Raw genomic sequence first — 19874 nt, forward strand, 5'->3', positions numbered from 1 at the left:
GGCTTCTCGGCGGCCGGGGCCGGCTCGGGCTCGGCCGGGGCGGGGGCCTCGGCGTCGCTCTCGGCGTCGACCGACGGGGTCGCCTCGTCGGTGGCCTCGGTCTCGGCGGCCTGGACCTCGGGGGCCTCCTCGGCGGGAGCCTCGGGCTCGGACGCCGACGCGGCTCCGGAGCCGTCGCCGATGCGCACCAGCTCGGCGCCGACCTCGACGGTCTCGTCCTCCTGGACGAGGATCTCCTCGATCACTCCCGCGACGGGCGACGGGATCTCGGTGTCGACCTTGTCGGTCGAGACCTCGAGCAGGGGCTCGTCCACCTCGACGCGGTCCCCGACGTTCTTCAGCCAGCGGGTGACCGTTCCTTCCGTGACACTCTCTCCGAGTGCCGGGAGGCTGACGGATTCGCTCATGAGCCTGTCTCCTTAAGACGCTTGTGTTTCGATGTCCAGCTTACTGATGCGGAAGCGGCGGATCGCCGCACCGCAGTGGTTCTACAGGGCGTGCAGCGGCTTCCCGGCCAGAGCGAGGTGCGCCTCGCCGAGCGCCTCGTTCTGAGTGGGGTGCGCGTGCACGAGGGGCGCGACGTCCTCGGGGTGCGCCTCCCAGTTCACGATGAGCTGAGCCTCGCCGATCAGCTCGCCGACGCGGGCTCCGACCATGTGCACGCCGACGACGGGGCCGTCGACCAGGCGCACGACCTTCACGGAGCCGGTGGTCCCGATGATCGTGCTCCGGGCGTTGCCGCCGAGGCCGTAGTCGTACACGGCGACGCGCTCGGCGCCGTACTCGGCGATCGCGCGGGCCTCGCCGAGGCCGACGGAGGCCACTTCGGGGTCGCTGTAGGTCACCTTCGGGACGTTGACGTCCGAGACGACCTGCGGGCCCAGACCGGCGATCTCCTCCGCGACGAAGATCCCCTGCTGGAAGCTCCGGTGCGCGAGCTGGAGCCCCGGCACGATGTCGCCCACGGCGTACACGCCGGGGACGGAGGTCTGCAGGCGCTCGTCGGTCAGCACGTAGCCGCGGTCGAGGCGGACCCCGGCCTCCTCGAGGCCGATGCCCGCGGTCACCGGGCCGCGGCCGACGGCGACCAGCAGGATCTCGCCCTCCACCGTGGCGCCGCTCTCGAGCGACACGGAGACGCCGCCCTCGCTCTGCGAGACCGACGCGACGCGGGATCCCAGCTGGAAGGCGATGCCCCGCTTGCGGAAGGCGCGCTCCAGCTGCTTGCTGACGCTCTCGTCCTCGTTGGGAACGAGGTGGGGGAGGGCCTCGACGATCGTGACCTCGGCGCCGAACGAGCGCCAGACGCTCGCGAACTCGACGCCGATCACTCCGCCGCCGAGGACGACGACGCTCGCGGGCACGTGGTCGAGCTCGAGAGCCTGGTCGCTCGTCAGGATCCGGCCGCCGATCTCGATGCCGGGGAGGGTGCGGGAGGCGGACCCGGTGGCGACGACGATCGACGCGCCGTGGAGCACGTGCTCGCCGACGGTCACCGTGCCGGGCGCGGTGAGACGGCCCTCGCCCGTGACGACCGTGATGCCGCGCGAGGACACGAGGCTCTGGAGCCCCTTGTACTTGCCGGCGACGACGCCCTCGCGGTAGCGCGTGACGCCCGCCATGTCGATCCCGGTGAAGCTCGAGAGCACGCCGTACTTCTCTCCCTCGCGGGCGCCGTCCGCCAGCTCGGCGGCGTGCAGCAGGGCCTTGGTGGGCACGCATCCCCGGTGCAGGCAGGTGCCGCCGAGCTTGTCGCGCTCCACGAGCGCGACGCTCATCCCGAGCTGCGTCGCCCGGAGGGCCGCCGCGTACCCGCCGCTGCCACCTCCGAGCACGACCAGGTCGTAGCGCTCTTCCGACACCCAGTGACTCCCTCGCGACGTGCGGTCCCGCTTCCCGGCCGACCGGCTCCGGCGCTGAGCGCCGAGCGGATCGGGAGGGGGGACGAGGCGGGATCTCCCGCCCCGTCGACCCTACTACGCGCTCGCGAAGCCCTCGGCCAGGGCGATCAGCGCGCGCACCGAGACCCCCGTGGCGCCGGCTCCGGTGAAGCCGTAGCCGCCGCCTCCGTTGCTCGAGGGGCCGGCGATGTCGAGGTGCGCCCACGGGATCGTGGTCGCGTCCTCGCCCTCGCCGCGCTTCCCGACGAACTCGCGGAGGAAGTGGCCGGCGAGGAGCATGCCGCCGGCGGTGTTGCCCGGCTTGACGTTCGCGATGTCGGCGATCTCCGAGTTCAGCAGCGGTCGCAGCTCCGCGGGGAGGGGCATCTGCCAGAAGGGCTCTCCCGCCGCGCGGGCGGCGTCGAGGACGCGGGAGACCAGCTCGTCGTCGCCCAGAGCGCCGACGGTCCGGTTGCCGAGGGCGACCACGGAGGCGCCGGTCAGCGTCGCGACGTCGATGATCGCATCGGGCTGCTCCTCGCTGGCGGCGACGAGGCCGTCGGCGAGCACCAGTCGGCCCTCGGCGTCGGTGTTCAGCACCTCCACCGTGGTCCCGCCGCGCACGGTGAGCACGTCGTCCGGGCGGATCGCGGTCCCGGAGGGGAGGTTCTCGGCGATGCAGAGCCAGGCGGTCGCGCGGAGCGGGAGGCCGAGTTCCGCGATGGCGCGCACGACGGCGTACACGGTCGCCGCGCCCGCCATGTCGGTCTTCATCCCGATCATCGAGGCCGGCGGCTTGAGCGAGAGTCCGCCGCTGTCGAAGGTGATGCCCTTGCCGACCAGGGCGAGGTGGGTGCTCGCGCCCTCGGGCGCGTAGGCGACCTTCACGAGGCGGGGCGGGCGGGAGGAGCCGCTGCCGACTCCGAGGATGCCGCCGAACCCCTCCTCCGCGAGGGCCTCCTCGTCCCAGACGGTGACCTCGAGCGGCAGTCCCTCGGCGCCGGTCTGCACGGCCTCGGCCAGCGTCTGCGGGTAGAGGTGCGACGGGGGAGTGTTGACGAGGTCCTTCACCGTGCCGACCGCGCGGCCGAGCACGAGCGCCCGGTCCAGGACGGCGGGGTCGGCCGACTCGCCGCCGCCCAGCAGGACGACGTGCTCGACGGGCGCCTTCGCCGCGGCGGCGGTGCTGCTGCGGAAGGCGGTGAAGGAGTAGGAGCCGAGCGCGGCGCCCTCGGCGACCGCGGCGAGCGTGCCGTCGGAGCCGGCGGGGAGGGAGAGGGCCACGGAGGCGGACCCCGCGAGCAGGCGGACGGCGGCGCCCGCGGCGTTCCGCAGCGCGGTGTCGTCGGGCTCCGCCGAGCCGAGGCCGACGAGGACGATCACTCCGGCACGGACCGAGGACGGCACGCGCACGAGCGTCTCGGCGGCGCCGGTCGCGCCGAGCGCGCTCAGCGCGGGGGCCAGCTCCTCGAAGCCCTCAGCGCCGACGAGCCGGGGACCGTCGGGTCCCGGGGCGACGCCGAGGACGAGGGCGTCGGTGTCGATGTCGGAGGCGGGAACGGTCGAGTACTCGAGAGAGGAGAGGGGCATGGCGGCAATGCTAGGCGCTGTTCGCTGAGGGCTCAGCGGACCCGGACGGGGCGCCGGGACCCCCGTTTAGACTGGACGCATGCTGGATCCGGAAGACCTGTTCGAGATCGAGGGCGACCTCTCCGAGATCCCGCGCGGGCTGCACCTCGTCACGGGCCTGACCGGCTCGGCCGACGCCGGGGGAGCGGTGGGGCAGCTGGGGGAGTACCTCTTCGAGACCCTCGAGCACCGCGAAGTCGCGGTCTTCGACCAGGATCAGCTGCTCGACTACCGGGCCCGCCGCCCCATCATCACGTTCGACCAGGACCACCTGACGGACTACCGTCCTGCGATGCTCCGGCTCTCGCTCGCGCACGACGAGCTGCACCAGCCGTTCCTCCTGCTCACCGGCTTCGAGCCCGACTTCCAGTGGGAGCGGTTCACCCGCGCGGTGGTCTCCCTCCTCGAGCGGCTCGACGTCGCCTCGACCACGTGGGTCCAGGCGATCCCGATGCCCGTGCCGCACACCCGGCCCGTCGGCGTCACCGTGAGCGGCAACCGCGAGGACCTGATCGAGGCGATGTCGGTCTGGAAGCCGCACACGCAGGTGCCCTCGAACGTCCTCCACCTGCTCGAGCTGCGCCTCTACGAGCGCGGTCTGACCGTGGTCGGCTTCGCGCTGCTCATCCCCCACTACCTGTCGGACACCGAGTACCCGCAGGCGGCGGTCGCGGCGCTCGAGAGCATCTCGGCGTCGACCGGCCTCATCTTCCCGACGGACCGCCTGCGCGAGAGCGGGCGGGAGTTCCTCGGCAAGGTCGACGAGCAGGTCGGCGGCAACGACGAGCTGCAGAAGCTGGTCTCGGCCCTCGAGGCGCGGCACGACACCTACATGGAGGGGACGAGCCTCCGCTCGCCGCTCACCGACGAGGACGGCTTCGTGCCCAGCGCCGACGCGATCGCCGCCGAGCTCGAGAAGTTCCTCGCGATCCGCCGCCCGGGCGAGGAGCCCACCGCCTCCTGAGCGGCCGTAGGATCGGACGAGTGCGTGATCGTCGAGCCTGGTTCGTCTTCGGTGCCGGAGCGTTCGCCTACCTCGTCGCGGTCCTGGACCGCACGACGCTGGGCGTCGCAGGAGTGGACGCCGCGGAGCGGTTCGGGGTGGCCGCCGCCGTCCTCTCGTCGCTCGCCGTCGTCCAGCTGATCGTCTACGCCGGGATGCAGATCCCGGTCGGGATCCTCATCGACCGGTTCGGCCCGCGGACCCTGATCCTCTCGGGCACGGCCCTGATGATGGCGGGCCAGGTCGTAGTCGCGATCGCGCCGGGCATCGGCGTCGCGATCGTCGGGCGGATCCTGCTGGGAGCCGGGGACGCCGCGATCTTCACCTCCGTGATCCGCCTCACGGTGACCTGGTTCAGCGGACCGATCGTGCCGCAGCTCTCGCAGTGGATCGGCAACATCGGCCAGGTGGGCCAGATCCTCTCCGCACTCCCGTTCGCGGCGATCCTCCACACGTTCGGCTGGGAGCCCGCGTTCCTCAGCGCCGCCGGCCTCGGGGCCGTGTCCTTCCTCGGCGTGCTCCTCCTGGTCGCCGACGTCCCGCCGCGCACCGAGCCGATCACGGTGGTGCCTCCGACGCTCCGGGCGACGATCGCGCAGCTCGGAGTGAGCCTGCGCCGGCCGGGGACGCAGCTCGGCTTCTGGTCGCACTTCGTCACGCAGTCCTCCGGCACGGTGTTCACGCTGCTCTGGGGCTACCCCTTCCTCGTCTACGCGATCGGCCTGCCGCCGACCGTCGCCGCGCCGACCCTCACGATCGTCGTGATCGCGGGGATCGTCGTCGGGCCGGTGCTCGGCGTCCTGACCGCTCGCCACCCCATGCGCCGCAGCAACCTCGTGCTCGGGATCGTCTCGGCGATGGCGGTCGCCTGGACCGTCGTGCTGCTCTGGCCCGGCGTCCCGCCGTACTGGCTCGTGGTGCTGCTCCTGATCGTCGTCGGAGCGGGCGGCCCCGGCTCCATGATCGGGTTCGACTTCGCCCGCACGTTCAACCCCTCGCGGAGCCTCGGCGCGGCGAACGGAGTCGTCAACGTGGGCGGGTTCCTGGCCAGCTTCACGATGATGTTCGCGATCGGCCTGATCCTCGACGCACTGGCCGGTCCCGGTGCCTCCTCCGAGCAGACCTACTCGCTCGAGCACTTCCGCCTGGCGTGGTGCGTGCAGTACGTGGTGGTCGGCGCCGGAGTCGTCGGACTCGTCGTCGCGCGCCGCCGGACCCGCCGCCGCCTGGCCGAGGACGAGGGAATAACCGTGGCCCCTCTCTGGGTTGCACTGAGTGACCGGATGCGCCGCGGCCGCGCGGGGCGCTGACGGTCGTCCGTCGATCCGCCCTTCTGCAGACGCGATGTCCCAGCGGAACGGCCCGGATCCCGCCGGATCGAGCCCCACTCGCACCGCACCGCACGGCTGCACTACTCAGACGTGCAATAATTGTCAATAGGACCCGTTCGGGTCGAGGAGCACCAGGCCCACGTCGGGCGTGCGACGTCCTCGACTTGACATGGGTCCTCGTAATGCCCACCGACGGACGACGCCTTCCCGCGCCGCCCGCCCCCGGGACGCAACGGATGGAGAGGTGCCGCCATGGCCACCAGAGCTACCAAGACCGCAACGCTCGACGCCGTCGACGACGACGTGACGACGACCACCAAGAAGCCCGCGACGCGCAAGCCCGCGGCGAAGACCACGGCGGCCAAGACCACCGCGGCCAAGACGACCCGCTCGCGCGCCACGACCAAGGCCGCCGCTCCCGCCGACACCGAGGAGGAGCCGACCGACGCCGTCGAGCCCGACGAGGCGGCGGAGGAGGAGACCGAGGTCGTCGCCGAGGACACCGAGACCGACGCGAAGGACGACGCGGAGACGCCGGAGGCCCCGGCCGCCGCTGCCGTCGCCGCTCCGGCCGAGCCGCTCCCGAGCGGTGCGCTCGTCCTGTCGTTCGGCGGAGAGGACGACGAGGTCCCGGTCTACTCGACCGCGATCACCGGCGCCACCGCCGACCCGGTCAAGGACTACCTGAAGCAGATCGGCAAGGTCGCGCTCCTGAACGCGGCCGAGGAGGTCGAGCTCGCGATGCGCATCGAGGCCGGCCTGTTCGCCGAGGACAAGCTCGCCAACTCGACCGACCTCAGCCCGGAGCTCGTCCGCGAGCTGCGCTGGGTCGCGAAGGACGGCCAGCGCGCGAAGAGCCACCTGCTCGGAGCGAACCTCCGGCTCGTCGTCAGCCTCGCGAAGCGCTACACCGGTCGCGGGATGCAGTTCCTCGACCTCATCCAGGAGGGCAACCTGGGCCTCATCCGTGCGGTCGAGAAGTTCGACTACACCAAGGGCTTCAAGTTCTCGACCTACGCCACGTGGTGGATCCGCCAGGCGATCACCCGCGCGATGGCCGACCAGGCCCGCACCATCCGCATCCCGGTGCACATGGTCGAGGTCATCAACAAGCTGGCCCGCGTGCAGCGCCAGATGCTCCAGGACCTGGGCCGCGAGCCCACGCCCGAGGAGCTCTCGCGCGAGCTCGACATGACCCCCGAGAAGGTCATCGAGGTGCAGAAGTACGGGCGCGAGCCGATCTCGCTGCACACGCCCCTGGGCGAGGACGGCGACAGCGAGTTCGGCGACCTCATCGAGGACACCGAGGCGGTCGTCCCGGCCGACGCCGTGGGCTTCACCATGCTGCAGAAGCAGCTGGAGTCGCTGCTCGACTCGCTCTCGGAGCGCGAGGCCGGCGTGATCCGCATGCGCTTCGGCCTCGGCGACGGCATGCCGAAGACGCTCGACCAGATCGGCGACACCTTCGGCGTGACGCGCGAGCGCATCCGTCAGATCGAGTCCAAGACGATGGCCAAGCTCCGCCACCCGTCCCGCTCGCAGTCGCTCCGCGACTACCTCGAGTAGGCCGGTGATCCGCTACGCGCCGGCGGTCCTCCTCGGGAGGGCCGCCCGGTTCGCCGCGCGGGTCCGGAAGCCCGGCGGGGGATCCGCCGTGCCCGGACTCGTGGTGAACCGCGTCGCGCCCGGATTCCTGCCCGCGGTGCTCGACGGGTTCCGGGACGGCCTCGTGGTCGTCACGGGATCGGCGGGCAAGTCGACCACGACCAAGATGCTGGTCGCGGTGCTCCGCGCGCACGGGCTCCGGGTCTTCACCAACCCGTCGACGGCCAACATCGCCCAGGGGCTGACCTCCGCGCTCCTGGAGCGGGCGGACCTCCGCGGACGGATCGACGCCGACATCGCCGTCCTCGAGATGGACGAGGGTCACGGCGCGCGCCTCGCGCCCCGGATGCGCCCCCGCGTCGTCCTGCTGACGAACGTGGTGGTCGACCAGATCGACCGCTTCTTCGATCCGGCCATGGTCGCCCGGATGCTCGGCACCATCGCCTCCCGCGCGACCGGTCCCGTCGTGCTGAACGCCGACGACCGCCACGTCGCCGATGTCGCGACATCCCTCCCCGACGAGCGGATCCGCTGGTACGGCGTCTCCTCCTCCGTCCGCGACTCCGCGTCCGGCGGTCTCGGCTACGCCGCGGAGGCGGAGGCCGGGACCGACCGTGCCACCACCGTCGTCGAGAGCACGACGGGAGCGGTCGCGCGCATCGTCAGCGACGGCGACCCGCTCGAGGTCCGGCTCCCCGCGCGGGGCGTCCACTACGCGGTCGACGCCGCGGCGGCCGTCTCCACGGCCCGCGCCGTGCTCGCCGAGCGCTTCGACCCGGTCCTCGCCGCCTCCGCGCTCTCGAGCATCGACCCCGTCTTCGGGCGGGGCGAGATCGTCACCGTGCGCGGCCACGAGGTCGAGTTCGTCCTGGTTCAGAACCCGGCGAGCTACCGCCTGAACATCGCGGAGATCCCCGAGGGGACCGAGCAGATCATGCTCGCGATCGGCTCCGACGTCCGAGACCCCTCCTACTTCTGGCCCGTGGACACCTCCGTGCTCGGGCACGTCCGGGTCGTCTCGGGGTCGAAGGCGCGCGAGGCGGCGCTGCACCTGCGCTACGACGGCGTGCGCGTCGACTCCGTCGACGAGGACCTGGGTCGCGCGCTCGACGCGTTCCTCGCTCTGCCGACCCCCGCCTCCGGCCGGAAGACCATCGTCTTCTCGGCCGATTCGATGCGCCGCACCCGTGCGCACCTGCAGCTCATCACCAACCGCGAGGAGACCGCGTGACCACCCTCCGCATCGCCGTGCTCGCTCCCGACGTCCTGGACAGCAACGGCGACGCGGCGAACGCCCGGGTCCTCGCGGCTCGGGCGCGCTGGTCGGGCGTCGAGGCGGAGGTGGTGCCGCTGGCGACCGCCTCCGACGCCGAGGTCCGTCCGGACGTCCTGGTCGCCGGGACGGGAGCGGACGAGGACCTCCCGGGCGTCCTGGCACTCCTCCACGAGATCGCGCCGACGCTGCGGGCCTGGGTCGACCAGGGCACCCAGGTGGTCGCGGTCGGAGCCGGCTGGGAGATGCTGGCCGGTTCGATCAGCACGGCCGCGGGCGGCGCCCGGGGGATCGGGCTGTTCCCCGGAGACTCGGTCACGGGCGAGCGCGCGACCGACGACCTCCTCGTCGAGACGCCGGGCGGCGTCCTCGTCGGATTCGAGAACCACGAGCGCCGGATGACCGGGATCGCGCCCGAGGACGCGCTCGGCCGAGTGCTGCACGGCACCGGCGACGGCGCCGGCCACGAGGGCTACGCGGAGGGAGGCCTTCTGGGCACCCACCTGCACGGCCCCGTCCTCGCGAAGAACCCCTCGCTCGCGGACGCGATCCTGCGGCGCGCCCTCGGCGACGCCTACTCCCCGTCGGACGAGCGTCTCCGCCTGGTCGATGAAACGGCACGAGCCGCTCGCGATGTGATCGCGAAGCGGCTCGGCGTCGGTCGGTAGGGCGCTGACGCGCCGTCCGGGCTGATCGGGGACGCGCTAGGGGCGCTGCTCCTCGAAGAGTCGGGCGGACTCGTCGTGCCAGCTCTGGGCGATGCTGGAGAGCTTCTCCTGGTACTTCTTCCCGTGGTGCGCGCAGAACAGCAGTTCTCCGTTGTTCACGACCACTCGGATGTACGCCTGCGCACCGCAGCTGTCGCAGCGGTCGGCGGCGGAGAGCTGGTGGGCACCGGCGAGCTCGTCCACGCCGTTCTGGGTTGCTGTGGTCGACATGACTTGGCCTCCTGCACTCGTTCTTCGATCTCTGCTTAGTGGAACCCATCCAAGCACGCGATTGTTTCCGCACGGAGTCGATCGGTCGGCATTTCGCTCTGCGCGTAGGGGCCCCGCGCCGAGCGGCCATCGTGCTGTCGTCGGGTGCCGCGCCACCGCGGCCGGAGCGGTTCCCGAAAGTAGACTGGGCGGATGGCCTCCACCGACTACAACGCCCGCCACCTCTCCGTCCTCGAGGGTCTCGAGGCGGTCCGGAAGCGGCCCGGCATGTACATCGGATCGACCGACTCGCGCGGCCTCATGCACTGCCTCTGGGAGGTCATCGACAACTCCGTCGACGAGGCGCTGGCCGGGCACGGGACCGAGATCAGCGTGCTCCTGCACGCCGACGGCAGCGTCGAGGTGCGCGACCGCGCGCGCGGGATCCCGGTCGACATCGAGCCGAAGACGGGGCTCTCCGGAGTCGAGGTCGTGTTCACGAAGCTGCACGCGGGCGGCAAGTTCGGCTCCGGGTCCTACGCGGCGTCCGGCGGTCTGCACGGCGTCGGCGCCTCCGTGGTCAACGCGCTCTCGGAGCGCCTCGACGTCGAGGTCGACCGCAACGGCCGCACCTACCGGATGTCGTTCCACCGGGGGGAGCCCGGGCGCTTCGCCGACGCGGGCGAGCCCACCCCCGACGCTCCGTTCACGCCGTTCGAGAACGGGTCGGAGCTGACGGTCGTCGGGAAGGTCGCCAAGGGCGTCACCGGTACGCGCGTGCGCTACTGGGCCGACCGCCAGATCTTCACGAAGGGCGCCTCGTTCCAGACGGACGACCTGGTGACGCGCGCCCGGCAGACCGCGTTCCTCGTCCCCGGCCTGACGATCGACATCGTCGACGACCGGGCGGACGAGCGCCGCGCCGAGATGTTCCGCTACGACGGCGGCATCTCGGAGTTCGTCGAGTTCCTCGCCCCCGACGCCCCCGTGACCGAGGTGCTGCGCCTCACCGGCTCCGGCACCTTCACCGAGACCGTGCCGGTGCTGACCCCCGGCGGCGCCATGGTGCCCACCGAGGTGGAGCGCACCTGCGAGGTCGACATCGCCCTGCGCTGGGGCACCGGCTACGAGACGGTGATGCGCAGCTTCGTGAACATCATCTCGACGCCCAAGGGCGGGACGCACCAGACCGGCTTCGAGCAGGGCCTGCTGAAGCTGCTCCGCTCCCAGGTGGAGGCGAACGCCCGCCGCCTCAAGGTCGGCTCGGACAAGCTCGAGAAGGACGACGTCCTCGCCGGGCTCAGCGCCGTGCTGACCGTGCGGCTCCCTGAGCCGCAGTTCGAAGGCCAGACGAAGGAGGTGCTGGGCACGCCCGCGGTCCGCGCGATCGTCGCCTCCACCATCGCCTCGACGCTGGGCGTGGTGTTCTCCTCGACGCGCCGCGAGGACAAGGCGCAGACCTCCCAGCTCCTCGAGAAGGTCGTCGCCGAGATGAAGTCGCGGATCTCGGCCCGCGCGCACAAGGAGACGCAGCGCCGCAAGAACGCGCTGGAGTCCTCCTCCCTTCCGGCGAAGCTGGTCGACTGCCGCAGCAGCGACGTCGAGAACAGCGAGCTCTTCATCGTCGAGGGCGACTCCGCCCTCGGCACCGCCAAGCTCGCCCGCAACAGCGAGTACCAGGCCCTGCTGCCGATCCGGGGGAAGATCCTCAACACGCAGAAGGCGAGCATCGCCGACATGCTCTCGAACGCCGAGTGCGCCTCGATGATCCAGGTGATCGGAGCCGGCTCCGGCCGCTCCTTCGACCTCTCGGCCGCCCGCTACGGGAAGATCATCCTGATGAGCGACGCCGACGTCGACGGCGCCCACATCCGCACCCTGCTGCTCACGCTCTTCTTCCGCTACATGCGGCCGCTCGTCGAGGCGGGGCGCGTCTTCGCCGCCGTGCCTCCGCTGCACCGGCTCGTGGTGATGAACGCGGGGAAGAAGCCGAACGAGACGATCTACACCTACTCCGAGAAGGAGCTGCAGAGCGTGCTCGCGGCCCTCGGCAAGGCGGGCCGCCGTTACCAGGACCCGATCCAGCGCTACAAGGGGCTCGGCGAGATGGACGCGGACCAGCTGGCCACGACGACCATGGACCGCTCCCGCCGCACCCTCCGCCGGGTGCGGGTCGCCGACGCGGAGAACGCCGGCCGGGTGTTCGAGCTGCTGATGGGCAACGACGTGGCACCCCGCAAGGAGTTCATCGTCCGCGGGTCCGAGTCGCTGTCGCGGGACCGCATCGACGTCTGAGCCGCGGGGCTCAGAACACCTCGGGCGCCGCTCCGATCGTCGCGATCGGCGCCGCGAGCGCCACGCCGGAGCCGTCGCGCTTCATCCCGGAGTCGGGCAGCGCGGCGACCGAGCCGTCGGCCTCGAGCGCGTGCGCGGGACCGGGGCCGACCCACGCCACTCCGAGGGCGGTCTCGCCCTTGAGGAAGCGCTGCGCACGGACTCCGCCGGTGGCCCTGCCCTTGGCGGGGAACTCCGAGAACGGCGAGACCTTCGCACTGCCGGTGTCGGTCCCCGAGAGGGCCCAGCTGTCGACGGCGACCGTCGCGACGACGGCCTCGTCCCGGTCCTCGGCGGCGACGACGGCGAAGTGCACGACGTCGTCGGTCTCGGCCAGCTTGACCCCGGCCATCCCCGCGGCGGTCCGGCCCTGAGGGCGGACGGCGGACGCGGGGAAGCGCAGCAGCTGGGCCTCGCCGGTGACGAAGACCAGCTCGTCCTCCTCCGCCGACGCGGCCGCGCCCACGACGGCGTCCTTCGGCTTCAGGGCGATGAGCTCGATGTCCGGGCGGTTGGGCAGCTCGCCCGGCGCGACGCGCTTGACGACGCCCTGCTGGGTGCCGAGCGCGATCGGCCGCTCGTCGTCGAGGGCGACGAGCGCGAGCACCCGCTCGTCCTTCGCCAGGTGCGGGAGGTAGTCGCTCATGCGCACGCCCGCGCCCAGCTGCACCGAGGAGGAGGGGACGGCGGGCACGTCGACCGGCGAGAAGCGGAGGAGCCGACCGGCGCTGGTGACCGCGCCGATCTCCGTCCGGCTGGTCGTGTCGAGCACGCTGAGGACGGCGTCGTGCTTCGAGCGGCGCGTGGCGCGCTCGGGGTGGGGAGCGGCCTCGGGGTCGCGGTCGACCCGCACCATGCGGCCGGTGGTGCTCAGCAGCACCCGGCAGGGCACGTCCGCGATCTCGAGCACCGCGGCGGCCTTCCGCCCGGTGGTGGCGACGGAGGGACGCGCCTCGGTGAGCAGGGTGCGCCGCGGGGTCCCGAGGCGCTGGGCGACCTCGTCGAGCTCGTCCGAGACCAGCTCGTCGATCCGTGAGCGGCTGGCGAGGAGGGCCTCGAGCTCGGCGATCTCGGCGAGGAGGGTGTCGCGCTCGGTCTCGAGCTCGATGCGCGAGAACTTCGTGAGGCGGCGGAGCTGGAGCTCGAGGATGTAGTCGGCCTGCAGGGTGCTGAGGTCGAAGACCTCGATCAGCCGGGCCCGCGCCGCCGCGGTGTCGTCGCTCCCGCGGATCAGCTGGATGACCTCGTCGATGTCGAGGATCGCGATGAGCAGGCCCTCGACCAGGTGCAGCCGCTCCTGGCGCTTGCGCAGTCGGTAGCGGGTCCGCCGGGTGACGACCTGCACCCGGTGGCCGATGTAGACCTGCAGCAGCTCCTTCAGGCCGAGGGTGCGCGGGCCGCCGTCGACCAGCGCGACGTTGTTGATCGAGAACGCGTCCTCGAGGGGCGTGTAGCGGTAGAGCTGCTCGAGGACGGCCTCCGGGCTGAAGCCGGTCTTGATCCCGATGACGAGCCGGAGGCCGTTGTCCCGGTCCGTCAGGTCGGTGACGTCCGAGATGCCGCTGAGCTTCTTGTTCTGGACGCCGTCCTTGATCTTGTCGATGACCTTCTCGGCGCCGACGAGGTAGGGCAGCTCGGTGACGACCAGGCCGGACTTGCGCGCGGTGATGCTCTCGACCGAGACGCGCGCGCGGGTCTTGAAGCCGCCCCGGCCGGTCGCGTAAGCGTCGCGCACGCCGGCGAGGCCGACGATCGTGCCACCGCTCGGGAAGTCCGGTCCGGGGACGAACGACATCAGGTCGTCCAGGGACGCGTCGGGATGGGCGATCAGGTGCCGGGCCGCCCCGATCACCTCCACGAGGTTGTGGGGCGCCATGTTCGTCGCCATGCCGACGGCGATGCCGCTGGCCCCGTTGACCAGCAGGTTCGGGAACGCGGAGGGGAGGACCTCGGGCTGGTCGTGCGAGTTGTCGTAGTTCGGGACGAAGTCGACGACGTCCTCGCCGAGGTGCTCGGTCATGGCCGTGGCGGCCGGGGCGAGGCGGGCCTCGGTGTAGCGGGCCGCGGCCGGGCCGTCGTCGAGGGAGCCGAAGTTGCCGTGCCCGTCGACGAGGGCGACCCTCATCGTGAACGGCTGGGCGAGGCGGACGAGGGAGTCGTAGATCGAGGCGTCGCCGTGCGGGTGCAGCTTGCCCATCACCTCGCCGACCACGCGGGCCGACTTCACGTGGCCGTGATCGGGCCGCAGCCCCATCTCGCTCATCATGTAGAGGATCCGGCGCTGCACCGGCTTGAGGCCGTCGCGGGCGTCGGGCAGGGCCCGCGAGTAGATGACCGAGTACGCGTACTCGAGGAAGGACCCCTCCATCTCGGCCGAGACGTCGACGTCCTCGATGCGCTCGGTGAGCGAGGATCCGGAGGAGGGGGCTGCAGCGTTCATGACTCGATTCGGTGGCGGGCGCGGGGCGGCGGCGGGGGACTGCACCGCCCTGCGGCGCTCGACGGGACGGGCGGAGCGGAGACGGCGCCTCGCGGACGGGACCGGCCCTCCCGTTCACGCGGACGCTCCGCTGCACCGGCCCGGCGGGGACGGCGGCGCTGTGCGAAACTGGGCGCGATGACCCACATGCTACCGCCAGCCCCCGACGGGCGGCGGAGCCTCGCCGACGTCCTGCCGGGCGCCCTCGACGCGCTCCTGGGCCGCCCCGGCCTCTTCGGCTCGCCCCGCGTCGAGCGGATCGTGGTCGTCCTCGTCGACGGCCTGGGTGCCGCGAACCTCCGCCAGCGCGGGGGCCACTCGCGCACGCTCGCTCCGGCCCTCAACCGCGGCACCACGCTCGTCTCGGGCTTCCCGACGACCACCGCGGCGGCCCTGGCGAGCCTGACGACGGGCCTGCGCCCGGGCGGGCACGGGATGGTCGGCTACCGCGTGCTCGACCGCGCCTCCGACCGCCTGGTCAACCAGCTCTCCGGCTGGGACGAGGGCATGGTGCCCGAGACGTGGCAGCCCCACCCCACGGTCTTCGAGCAGGCCTCGGCCGCCGGTGTCCGGGCCGGAGTGATCGGCCCCGCGCGGTACGCCCGCTCCGGTCTCACGCGGGCGATCCTGCGCGGCGCCGAGTACCACTCCGCCGGCGGCGTCGCCGAGCGCTTCACGGCGGCGCGCGCCCTGCTCGACGAGGGCGGCCGGCAGCTCGTGTACCTCTACGTCCCCGAGCTCGACCAGGCGGCGCACGCGCGCGGCTGGGAGTCGCCGGAGTGGACGGCAGCGCTCGAGCTCCTGGACGGGGAGGTCGGCGGAGCGGTCCGCGGGCTCTCCGCCCGCGAGAGCGTGCTGGTCACCGCCGACCACGGCATCGTGGACGTCCCGGCGTCCTCGCACGTGCTCGTCGAGCAGGGACCGCTGCTCGAGGGCGTCCGGCACCTCGGCGGAGAGCCCCGCTGCCTGCAGCTGCACCTCGAGCCGGGTGTGGACCCCGACGAGGTGGCGCGGCGCTGGATCGAGGCGGAGGGCGCACGCGCCTGGATCGCGACGCGCGACGAGGTCGCCGTGAGCGGCTGGTTCGGCGAGGTCTCTCCGGCGGCGGCCGAGCGGATGGGCGACGTGTTCGTCGCGGCGCGGAGGACCATCGCCTACTACGCGGCGGACGACTCCTCCGGCCGCTCCATGATCGGGCAGCACGGGTCGCTCACGCCGGAGGAGACGCAGGTGCCGCTCCTCCGCTTCGGCGCGCTGGCCTGAGCCGGGCCGAGGGGACGGGGGCACCGTCCACCCCGGCGGAGCCGCGCCGGCGGAGGGTCAGTCGTCGCTGCGCGCTCCGAAGACGATCTCGTCCCAGCTCGGCATCGACGCCCGCCCCCTGCGGAGGCTCCCGCGCACGCCCGACGGCTGCTCGGGGACCGGGGGAGCGGTGCGCGGCGGCTCCGGTGCCTTCTCGACGGGAGGAGCGGCCTCGGCCTCGGGCTCCGGCTCCTCGCGGACGCGGAGGCTCGAGGCGTGATCGCGCTCGCCCCGGCGCCGCCGCAGGGCGTCGAGGAGGTCGGCGGTGTCGTTGAGGTTGCGCTCGCGCTGTTCCGTCGTGCTCGTGACGGGGCGGGGGAGCGTCGAGATCGGGCGCGGGGTCTCGGAGAGGGCCGGCTGCGGCTCCGTGTCGGAGGGGCGGACGGCGGCCGGTCGGGCGTGCGGCATCGCGGCGGGGCGGCCTGCCGTGGGGTGGTCGGCCCGGGCGGAGCGGGTCGGCGCCTCCGCGGACTCCGGGTCGAAGCGCGTGGCGAGCTCGTCGACGGCGGCGGGGATGACGGCGCGCAGGCGCGGGATGAGGGTCGGCCGGATCTCGCCCTGCTGCGAGAGCGTGATCGCCTCGGAGGTCAGCGGCGACAGCAGCGCCTTCCGCGGGTCGAAGCGCCAGCGGGCGTCGTGGTCGATCTCGTCCGAGCGGAAGAGGAGCTTGACGACCCAGCCCTCCTCCTCCTTCCAGCTCGACCACTGCTCGCCCTCGGCGCCGAGCGACGCGAGGCGGTCGCGGATGACGTCGCCGAAGGGCGTGCCCTCCTCGAGGGGATCGGGGTCGGTGGTCGTGTAGACGCGCACGGCGAGGGCGGACGCGACGATGTGCTCGCGCTCGGCCGTGACGGGTCCCTCGAAGCGCTGGACGTAGCCCAGGTCGGCGCCCGTGAGCTCGGCGACCTCCTCGGCGGAGAGCCCGGAGCGGATGTGGGCCTGGATCTCGCGGGGGGAGACGCGCTTCTCGCGCGGCGGGAGGGTGTGGACCCGCGGCCGCAGCTGGCTCTGCAGCGTCTCGTCGATGCGGACCGAGAAGCGCTCGCCGCCCTCGGACACGAGGACGAGCGATCCGCCCTCGACGCCGATCACCTTCAGTTCCATCATCGTGGGGACCCTCCTTCTGGACGCGGACCGGGCAAGGATGCCACGCGCCCGGGCGATCGGCCGGGAATACCCCGGGCGGGTCGAAAGTTGGTGCGGAAGGAGGCGGGGCGAGCGGGTGTCAAGAGCCGTTCGAGGTGGTTTGCGAATCGATGCGTCGTGATGCACACTGACCCCGCCGATTTGTTGAACAGCAGAAATAAGAAGTGGATGGGAATGGCTACGGACTACGACGCCCCCCGCAAGACCGATGACGACTCCGAGTCGATCGAGGCCCTGAAGGAGCGAGTCCCCGACAAGATGTCCGGAGTCGTCGACGTCGATGACGCCGACAACCCGGGCGGATTCGAACTGCCCGGTGCCGATCTGTCCGACCTCGATCTGGACGTCGTGGTCCTTCCGCCCCAGGCGGACGAGTTCACGTGCGTGAGCTGCTTCCTCGTGAAGCACCGCTCGCAGATCGACCACGAGGAGAAGCTCGGACCGATCTGCCTGGAGTGCGCCGCTTAAGCGCCTCCCGGCTCCGAAGGACGACCGCTCCGTCGCCGTGATCCCCGGATCGCGGCGACGATGTCGTCCGGGCGGCGAGTGGAGACCAGCCAGTACGGCGTCGGGTCGGCCGGATCCTCGATCGGGACCCGCACCACCTCCTTCACCCAGCCGCGGATGACCAGGTACGCCCGCGCGTCCAGGCGCGTCCCACGCTCGGCGAACGCCTGGTCCCCCGAGTAGGAGGACGGCTCGCCCACGAGGTCCAGCGGGATGTGCGCGCGGCCGGCGCGCAGCTCCCCCTCCGCCACCTCGATCACGGGGGAGAGGGCCAGCAGCGACAGCACGCAGCCCGCGTACAGCACGACTGCGACGATCACCCCCACCGCGAAGTCGATGGGCGCGAACACCAGGATGCTGGCGGGGATCACGAGGGCGGTGGCGACGAAGAGCCAGGGCGCGGGCCACAGCCTCTCTCGGTAGGACGGCATGACCCTATTGGATCAGACGTTTGGTCTACCCTCGTCACGTGCCTGCAACCGTCGACGTCCCGATCACCGCGGACCGGCTCCCCTCCTACGCCCGTCCGGGCGACGCGGGAGCCGATCTCCACTCGACGGAGGACGTGGTGCTCGCCCCCGGTGAGCGCGCCTCCGTCGGCACAGGGGTGGCCGTCGCCCTCCCGGAGGGCCACGCCGGCTTCGTCGTCCCCCGCAGCGGGCTGGCCTTCAGGCACGGCATCACCGTCGTCAACGCCCCCGGAACGATCGACGCGGGCTACCGCGGCGAGATCCGGGTGGCGCTGCTCAACACCGACAGCCGCGAGACGTACCGCGTCTCGGCGGGGGACCGGATCGCGCAGCTCGTGATCGTCCCCGTCGTCCAGGCGAGGTTCACGGCCGTCGACGAGCTTCCCGAGTCGGTCCGCGGCACGGGCGGCTTCGGATCCACCGGGTACGCCGCCGGCGCCCAGGAGACCAGAATCCACGAGGAGAGCGCATGAGCGACATCCAGTCCACGACCGGCGAGGCCGCCGAGCCCGTCCAGCAGGACTTCGAGAAGTCGGCGCCGGAGGACCGCGCGGAGGCCGGGCCCCTGGACGAGCGCGAGGCCAACCCGGTCCGCCCCTACATCGACCTCGGCGGGGTGAAGGTGCTTCCCCGCGAGGGCATGCACATCCGCCTCGAGGTCGAGGAGGGGACCAAGCGCGTCATCGCCGTCGGCCTCGACTACGCAGGGTCGACGCTGCAGGTGCAGCCCTTCTCCGCGCCGCGCTCCTCGGGCCTCTGGCACGAGATCCGCGGCCAGATCGCCGAGCAGATCGGCCGTCAGGGCGGATCGACGACGGAGCGCGACGGCGTCTTCGGTCCGGAGCTCGTCGCCGAGCTCCCGATCGCCGGCGGCCAGACCCGCGTCGCCCGGTTCGTCGGCGTCGACGGTCCGCGCTGGTTCCTCCGCGGCGTGATCGCCGGAGCCGGAGCCGTCGACGAGCAGGCGGCCGCCTCGGTCGAGGAGCTCTTCCGCAGCATCGTCGTGGTCCGCGGCAGCGGCCCGATGCCTCCGCGCGACCTGATCCCGCTGAAGGTGCCGACCGGCAGCCAGACCCAGCAGAGCGCGAGCTGACCGGCATGGAGCCGGTGCGGCCCGAGGACCCGGCCCGATCGGAGGAGCCGGTCCGGCCCGAGGTCGGCGACGCGATCGCGCAGGCCGCCCGCCGCTCGGGGCTCGGCGCGGTCGCCGACGGCGAGCCGTTCGACGGGAAGGCGCTGCTGCGCACCATGGGCGGCGTCCGGGGGATCCTCGAGGCCGTCGTGCCCGGCATCGCCTTCGTCCTGCTCTACACGGTCACCTCGGAGCTGGTGCTCTCGCTGGTCGCATCCGTCGGGCTCGCCGTGGCGTTCACGGTGGCGCGGGTGCTCGGCCGGACGCCGGTGATCCAGGCCGTCGGCGGACTGCTCGCCGTGGTGGTCTCGGCCGCACTGGCGCTGTTCACCGGGCGGGGCGTCGACAACTTCGCCCTGGGGCTGCTCACCAACCTCGTCTACGGGCTCGTCTTCCTCCTCTCCGTCCTCGTGCGCTGGCCCCTGATCGGCGTCGCCGCCGGCTTCCTGATGGGGGACGGCACCGCCTGGCGATCCGATCGGCGCAAGCGCCGCCTCTTCGGCGCCCTGACCCTCGCGTGGGCGGGGCTCTTCCTCCTGCGCCTGGCCGTGCAGTACCCGCTGTTCCTCGCCGAGGACACCACGGCGCTGGGCATCTGGAAGCTGGCGCTGGGCCTGCCCCTGTACGCGCCGCTGCTGGTGCTCACCGTGCTCGCCGTCCGGGCCGAGTACCGCGGAGCCGGCGAGCGCGCCGATGCGGGCGATGCTCCGGATCGTGCATAGAATTGTCTCGACGTCGAGATAAATAGCGCTCGCCTCCCCGCACCGTCGCGGCGAGGTCGACCGGGCGCCTCGGCGTCGAGGAGTTAGGTCCTCCTTGGTGGCAGGCCGCTGTGCGCGGTCGTCAAGATGAGGACGGAGAGCGGC

Annotated in this window: 18 protein-coding genes; 11 read left to right on the plus strand and 7 right to left on the minus strand. The window is 72.4% G+C overall.

Going from position 1 to position 19874, the window contains the following annotated elements; genetic code table 11:
* The 3 genes from C5B98_RS04425 to C5B98_RS04435 all read right to left on the minus strand — a co-directional run.
* Positions 1-407: biotin/lipoyl-containing protein (locus tag C5B98_RS04425; RefSeq protein ID WP_308470919.1), on the minus strand; the 407-nt coding region annotated here is incomplete at its 3' end.
* Positions 408-488: 81 nt separating this feature from the next.
* Positions 489-1862, minus strand: a complete 1374-nt coding sequence (gene lpdA, locus C5B98_RS04430) for a dihydrolipoyl dehydrogenase (RefSeq protein WP_104222126.1) — start codon at positions 1860-1862, stop codon at positions 489-491.
* A gap of 114 nt (positions 1863-1976) precedes the next feature.
* Positions 1977-3470: a leucyl aminopeptidase gene (locus C5B98_RS04435; protein WP_104222124.1), complete on the minus strand. Its 1494-nt coding sequence runs from the start codon at positions 3468-3470 to the stop codon at positions 1977-1979.
* Between the two features lie 79 nt (positions 3471-3549).
* Between C5B98_RS04435 and C5B98_RS04440 the strand changes: the two genes are divergently transcribed.
* The 5 genes from C5B98_RS04440 to C5B98_RS04460 all read left to right on the plus strand — a co-directional run bounded on the left by C5B98_RS04440 (position 3550) and on the right by C5B98_RS04460 (position 9389).
* The gene (locus tag C5B98_RS04440; protein ID WP_104222122.1) at positions 3550-4473 is read left to right on the plus strand and encodes a proteasome assembly chaperone family protein; all 924 of its coding nucleotides are present in this window, start codon (positions 3550-3552) and stop codon (positions 4471-4473) included.
* Between the two features lie 20 nt (positions 4474-4493).
* Positions 4494-5822: a nitrate/nitrite transporter gene (locus C5B98_RS04445; RefSeq protein ID WP_104222120.1), complete on the plus strand. Its 1329-nt coding sequence runs from the start codon at positions 4494-4496 to the stop codon at positions 5820-5822.
* Between the two features lie 273 nt (positions 5823-6095).
* A complete protein-coding gene (locus tag C5B98_RS04450) occupies positions 6096-7409 on the plus strand; it encodes an RNA polymerase sigma factor (protein WP_104222118.1) in 1314 nt (437 codons plus the stop codon).
* A 4-nt stretch (positions 7410-7413) separates the two neighbouring features.
* Positions 7414-8679 (plus strand): Mur ligase family protein, encoded by a 1266-nt coding sequence (locus C5B98_RS04455; RefSeq protein ID WP_104327385.1) that lies wholly within the window; start codon positions 7414-7416, stop codon positions 8677-8679.
* The gene (locus C5B98_RS04460) at positions 8676-9389 is read left to right on the plus strand and encodes a type 1 glutamine amidotransferase (protein ID WP_146076889.1); all 714 of its coding nucleotides are present in this window, start codon (positions 8676-8678) and stop codon (positions 9387-9389) included. Before C5B98_RS04455 ends, C5B98_RS04460 begins: the two co-directional genes overlap by 4 nt.
* A gap of 36 nt (positions 9390-9425) precedes the next feature.
* Here the strand turns inward: C5B98_RS04460 and C5B98_RS04465 are convergent, their stop codons facing one another.
* Positions 9426-9659 (minus strand): hypothetical protein, encoded by a 234-nt coding sequence (locus C5B98_RS04465; RefSeq protein ID WP_068212876.1) that lies wholly within the window; start codon positions 9657-9659, stop codon positions 9426-9428.
* A 192-nt stretch (positions 9660-9851) separates the two neighbouring features.
* Between C5B98_RS04465 and C5B98_RS04470 the strand changes: the two genes are divergently transcribed.
* The gene (locus C5B98_RS04470; protein WP_104222112.1) at positions 9852-11933 is read left to right on the plus strand and encodes a type IIA DNA topoisomerase subunit B; all 2082 of its coding nucleotides are present in this window, start codon (positions 9852-9854) and stop codon (positions 11931-11933) included.
* A 10-nt stretch (positions 11934-11943) separates the two neighbouring features.
* Here C5B98_RS04470 and C5B98_RS04475 read toward each other — a convergent pair whose 3' ends face one another.
* Positions 11944-14412, minus strand: coding sequence for a DNA topoisomerase (ATP-hydrolyzing) subunit A (locus C5B98_RS04475; RefSeq protein WP_104222110.1), 2469 nt, complete (start codon positions 14410-14412; stop codon positions 11944-11946).
* 177 nt (positions 14413-14589) lie between these two features.
* Between C5B98_RS04475 and C5B98_RS04480 the strand changes: the two genes are divergently transcribed.
* The gene (locus tag C5B98_RS04480) at positions 14590-15714 is read left to right on the plus strand and encodes an alkaline phosphatase family protein (protein ID WP_258062136.1); all 1125 of its coding nucleotides are present in this window, start codon (positions 14590-14592) and stop codon (positions 15712-15714) included.
* Positions 15715-15771: 57 nt separating this feature from the next.
* Here the strand turns inward: C5B98_RS04480 and sepH are convergent, their stop codons facing one another.
* A complete protein-coding gene (gene sepH / locus C5B98_RS04485; RefSeq protein WP_104222108.1) occupies positions 15772-16860 on the minus strand; it encodes a septation protein SepH in 1089 nt (362 codons plus the stop codon).
* 213 nt (positions 16861-17073) lie between these two features.
* On the opposite strand from sepH, the gene C5B98_RS04490 reads away from it, so the two are divergent.
* Positions 17074-17367, plus strand: coding sequence for a DUF4193 domain-containing protein (locus tag C5B98_RS04490; RefSeq protein ID WP_055792269.1), 294 nt, complete (start codon positions 17074-17076; stop codon positions 17365-17367).
* On the opposite strand, the gene C5B98_RS04495 is transcribed toward C5B98_RS04490, so the two are convergent.
* Positions 17364-17837 carry a DUF3093 domain-containing protein gene (locus C5B98_RS04495; protein ID WP_104222107.1) on the minus strand — a complete coding sequence of 158 codons (474 nt, stop codon included), beginning with the start codon at positions 17835-17837 and terminating at the stop codon, positions 17364-17366. The two genes, C5B98_RS04490 and C5B98_RS04495, sit on opposite strands and share 4 nt — an antisense overlap.
* 38 nt (positions 17838-17875) lie before the next feature.
* On the opposite strand from C5B98_RS04495, the gene dut reads away from it, so the two are divergent.
* From dut to C5B98_RS04510, 3 genes are read left to right on the plus strand one after another with little or no spacing between them, the layout of a single operon-like run.
* Positions 17876-18349, plus strand: coding sequence for a dUTP diphosphatase (gene dut, locus C5B98_RS04500; protein WP_104222105.1), 474 nt, complete (start codon positions 17876-17878; stop codon positions 18347-18349).
* Positions 18346-18969 (plus strand): DUF3710 domain-containing protein, encoded by a 624-nt coding sequence (locus C5B98_RS04505; RefSeq protein WP_104222103.1) that lies wholly within the window; start codon positions 18346-18348, stop codon positions 18967-18969. The genes dut and C5B98_RS04505 overlap by 4 nt, the downstream gene beginning before the upstream one ends.
* 5 nt (positions 18970-18974) lie before the next feature.
* Entirely contained in the window at positions 18975-19730 is a 756-nt protein-coding gene (locus tag C5B98_RS04510; RefSeq protein ID WP_104222101.1) for a DUF3159 domain-containing protein, read from the plus strand.
* Positions 19731-19874 lie beyond the last annotated feature (144 nt).

This window comes from Rathayibacter sp. AY1A5, from assembly GCF_002930875.1.
GTDB lineage: Bacteria > Actinomycetota > Actinomycetes > Actinomycetales > Microbacteriaceae > Rathayibacter.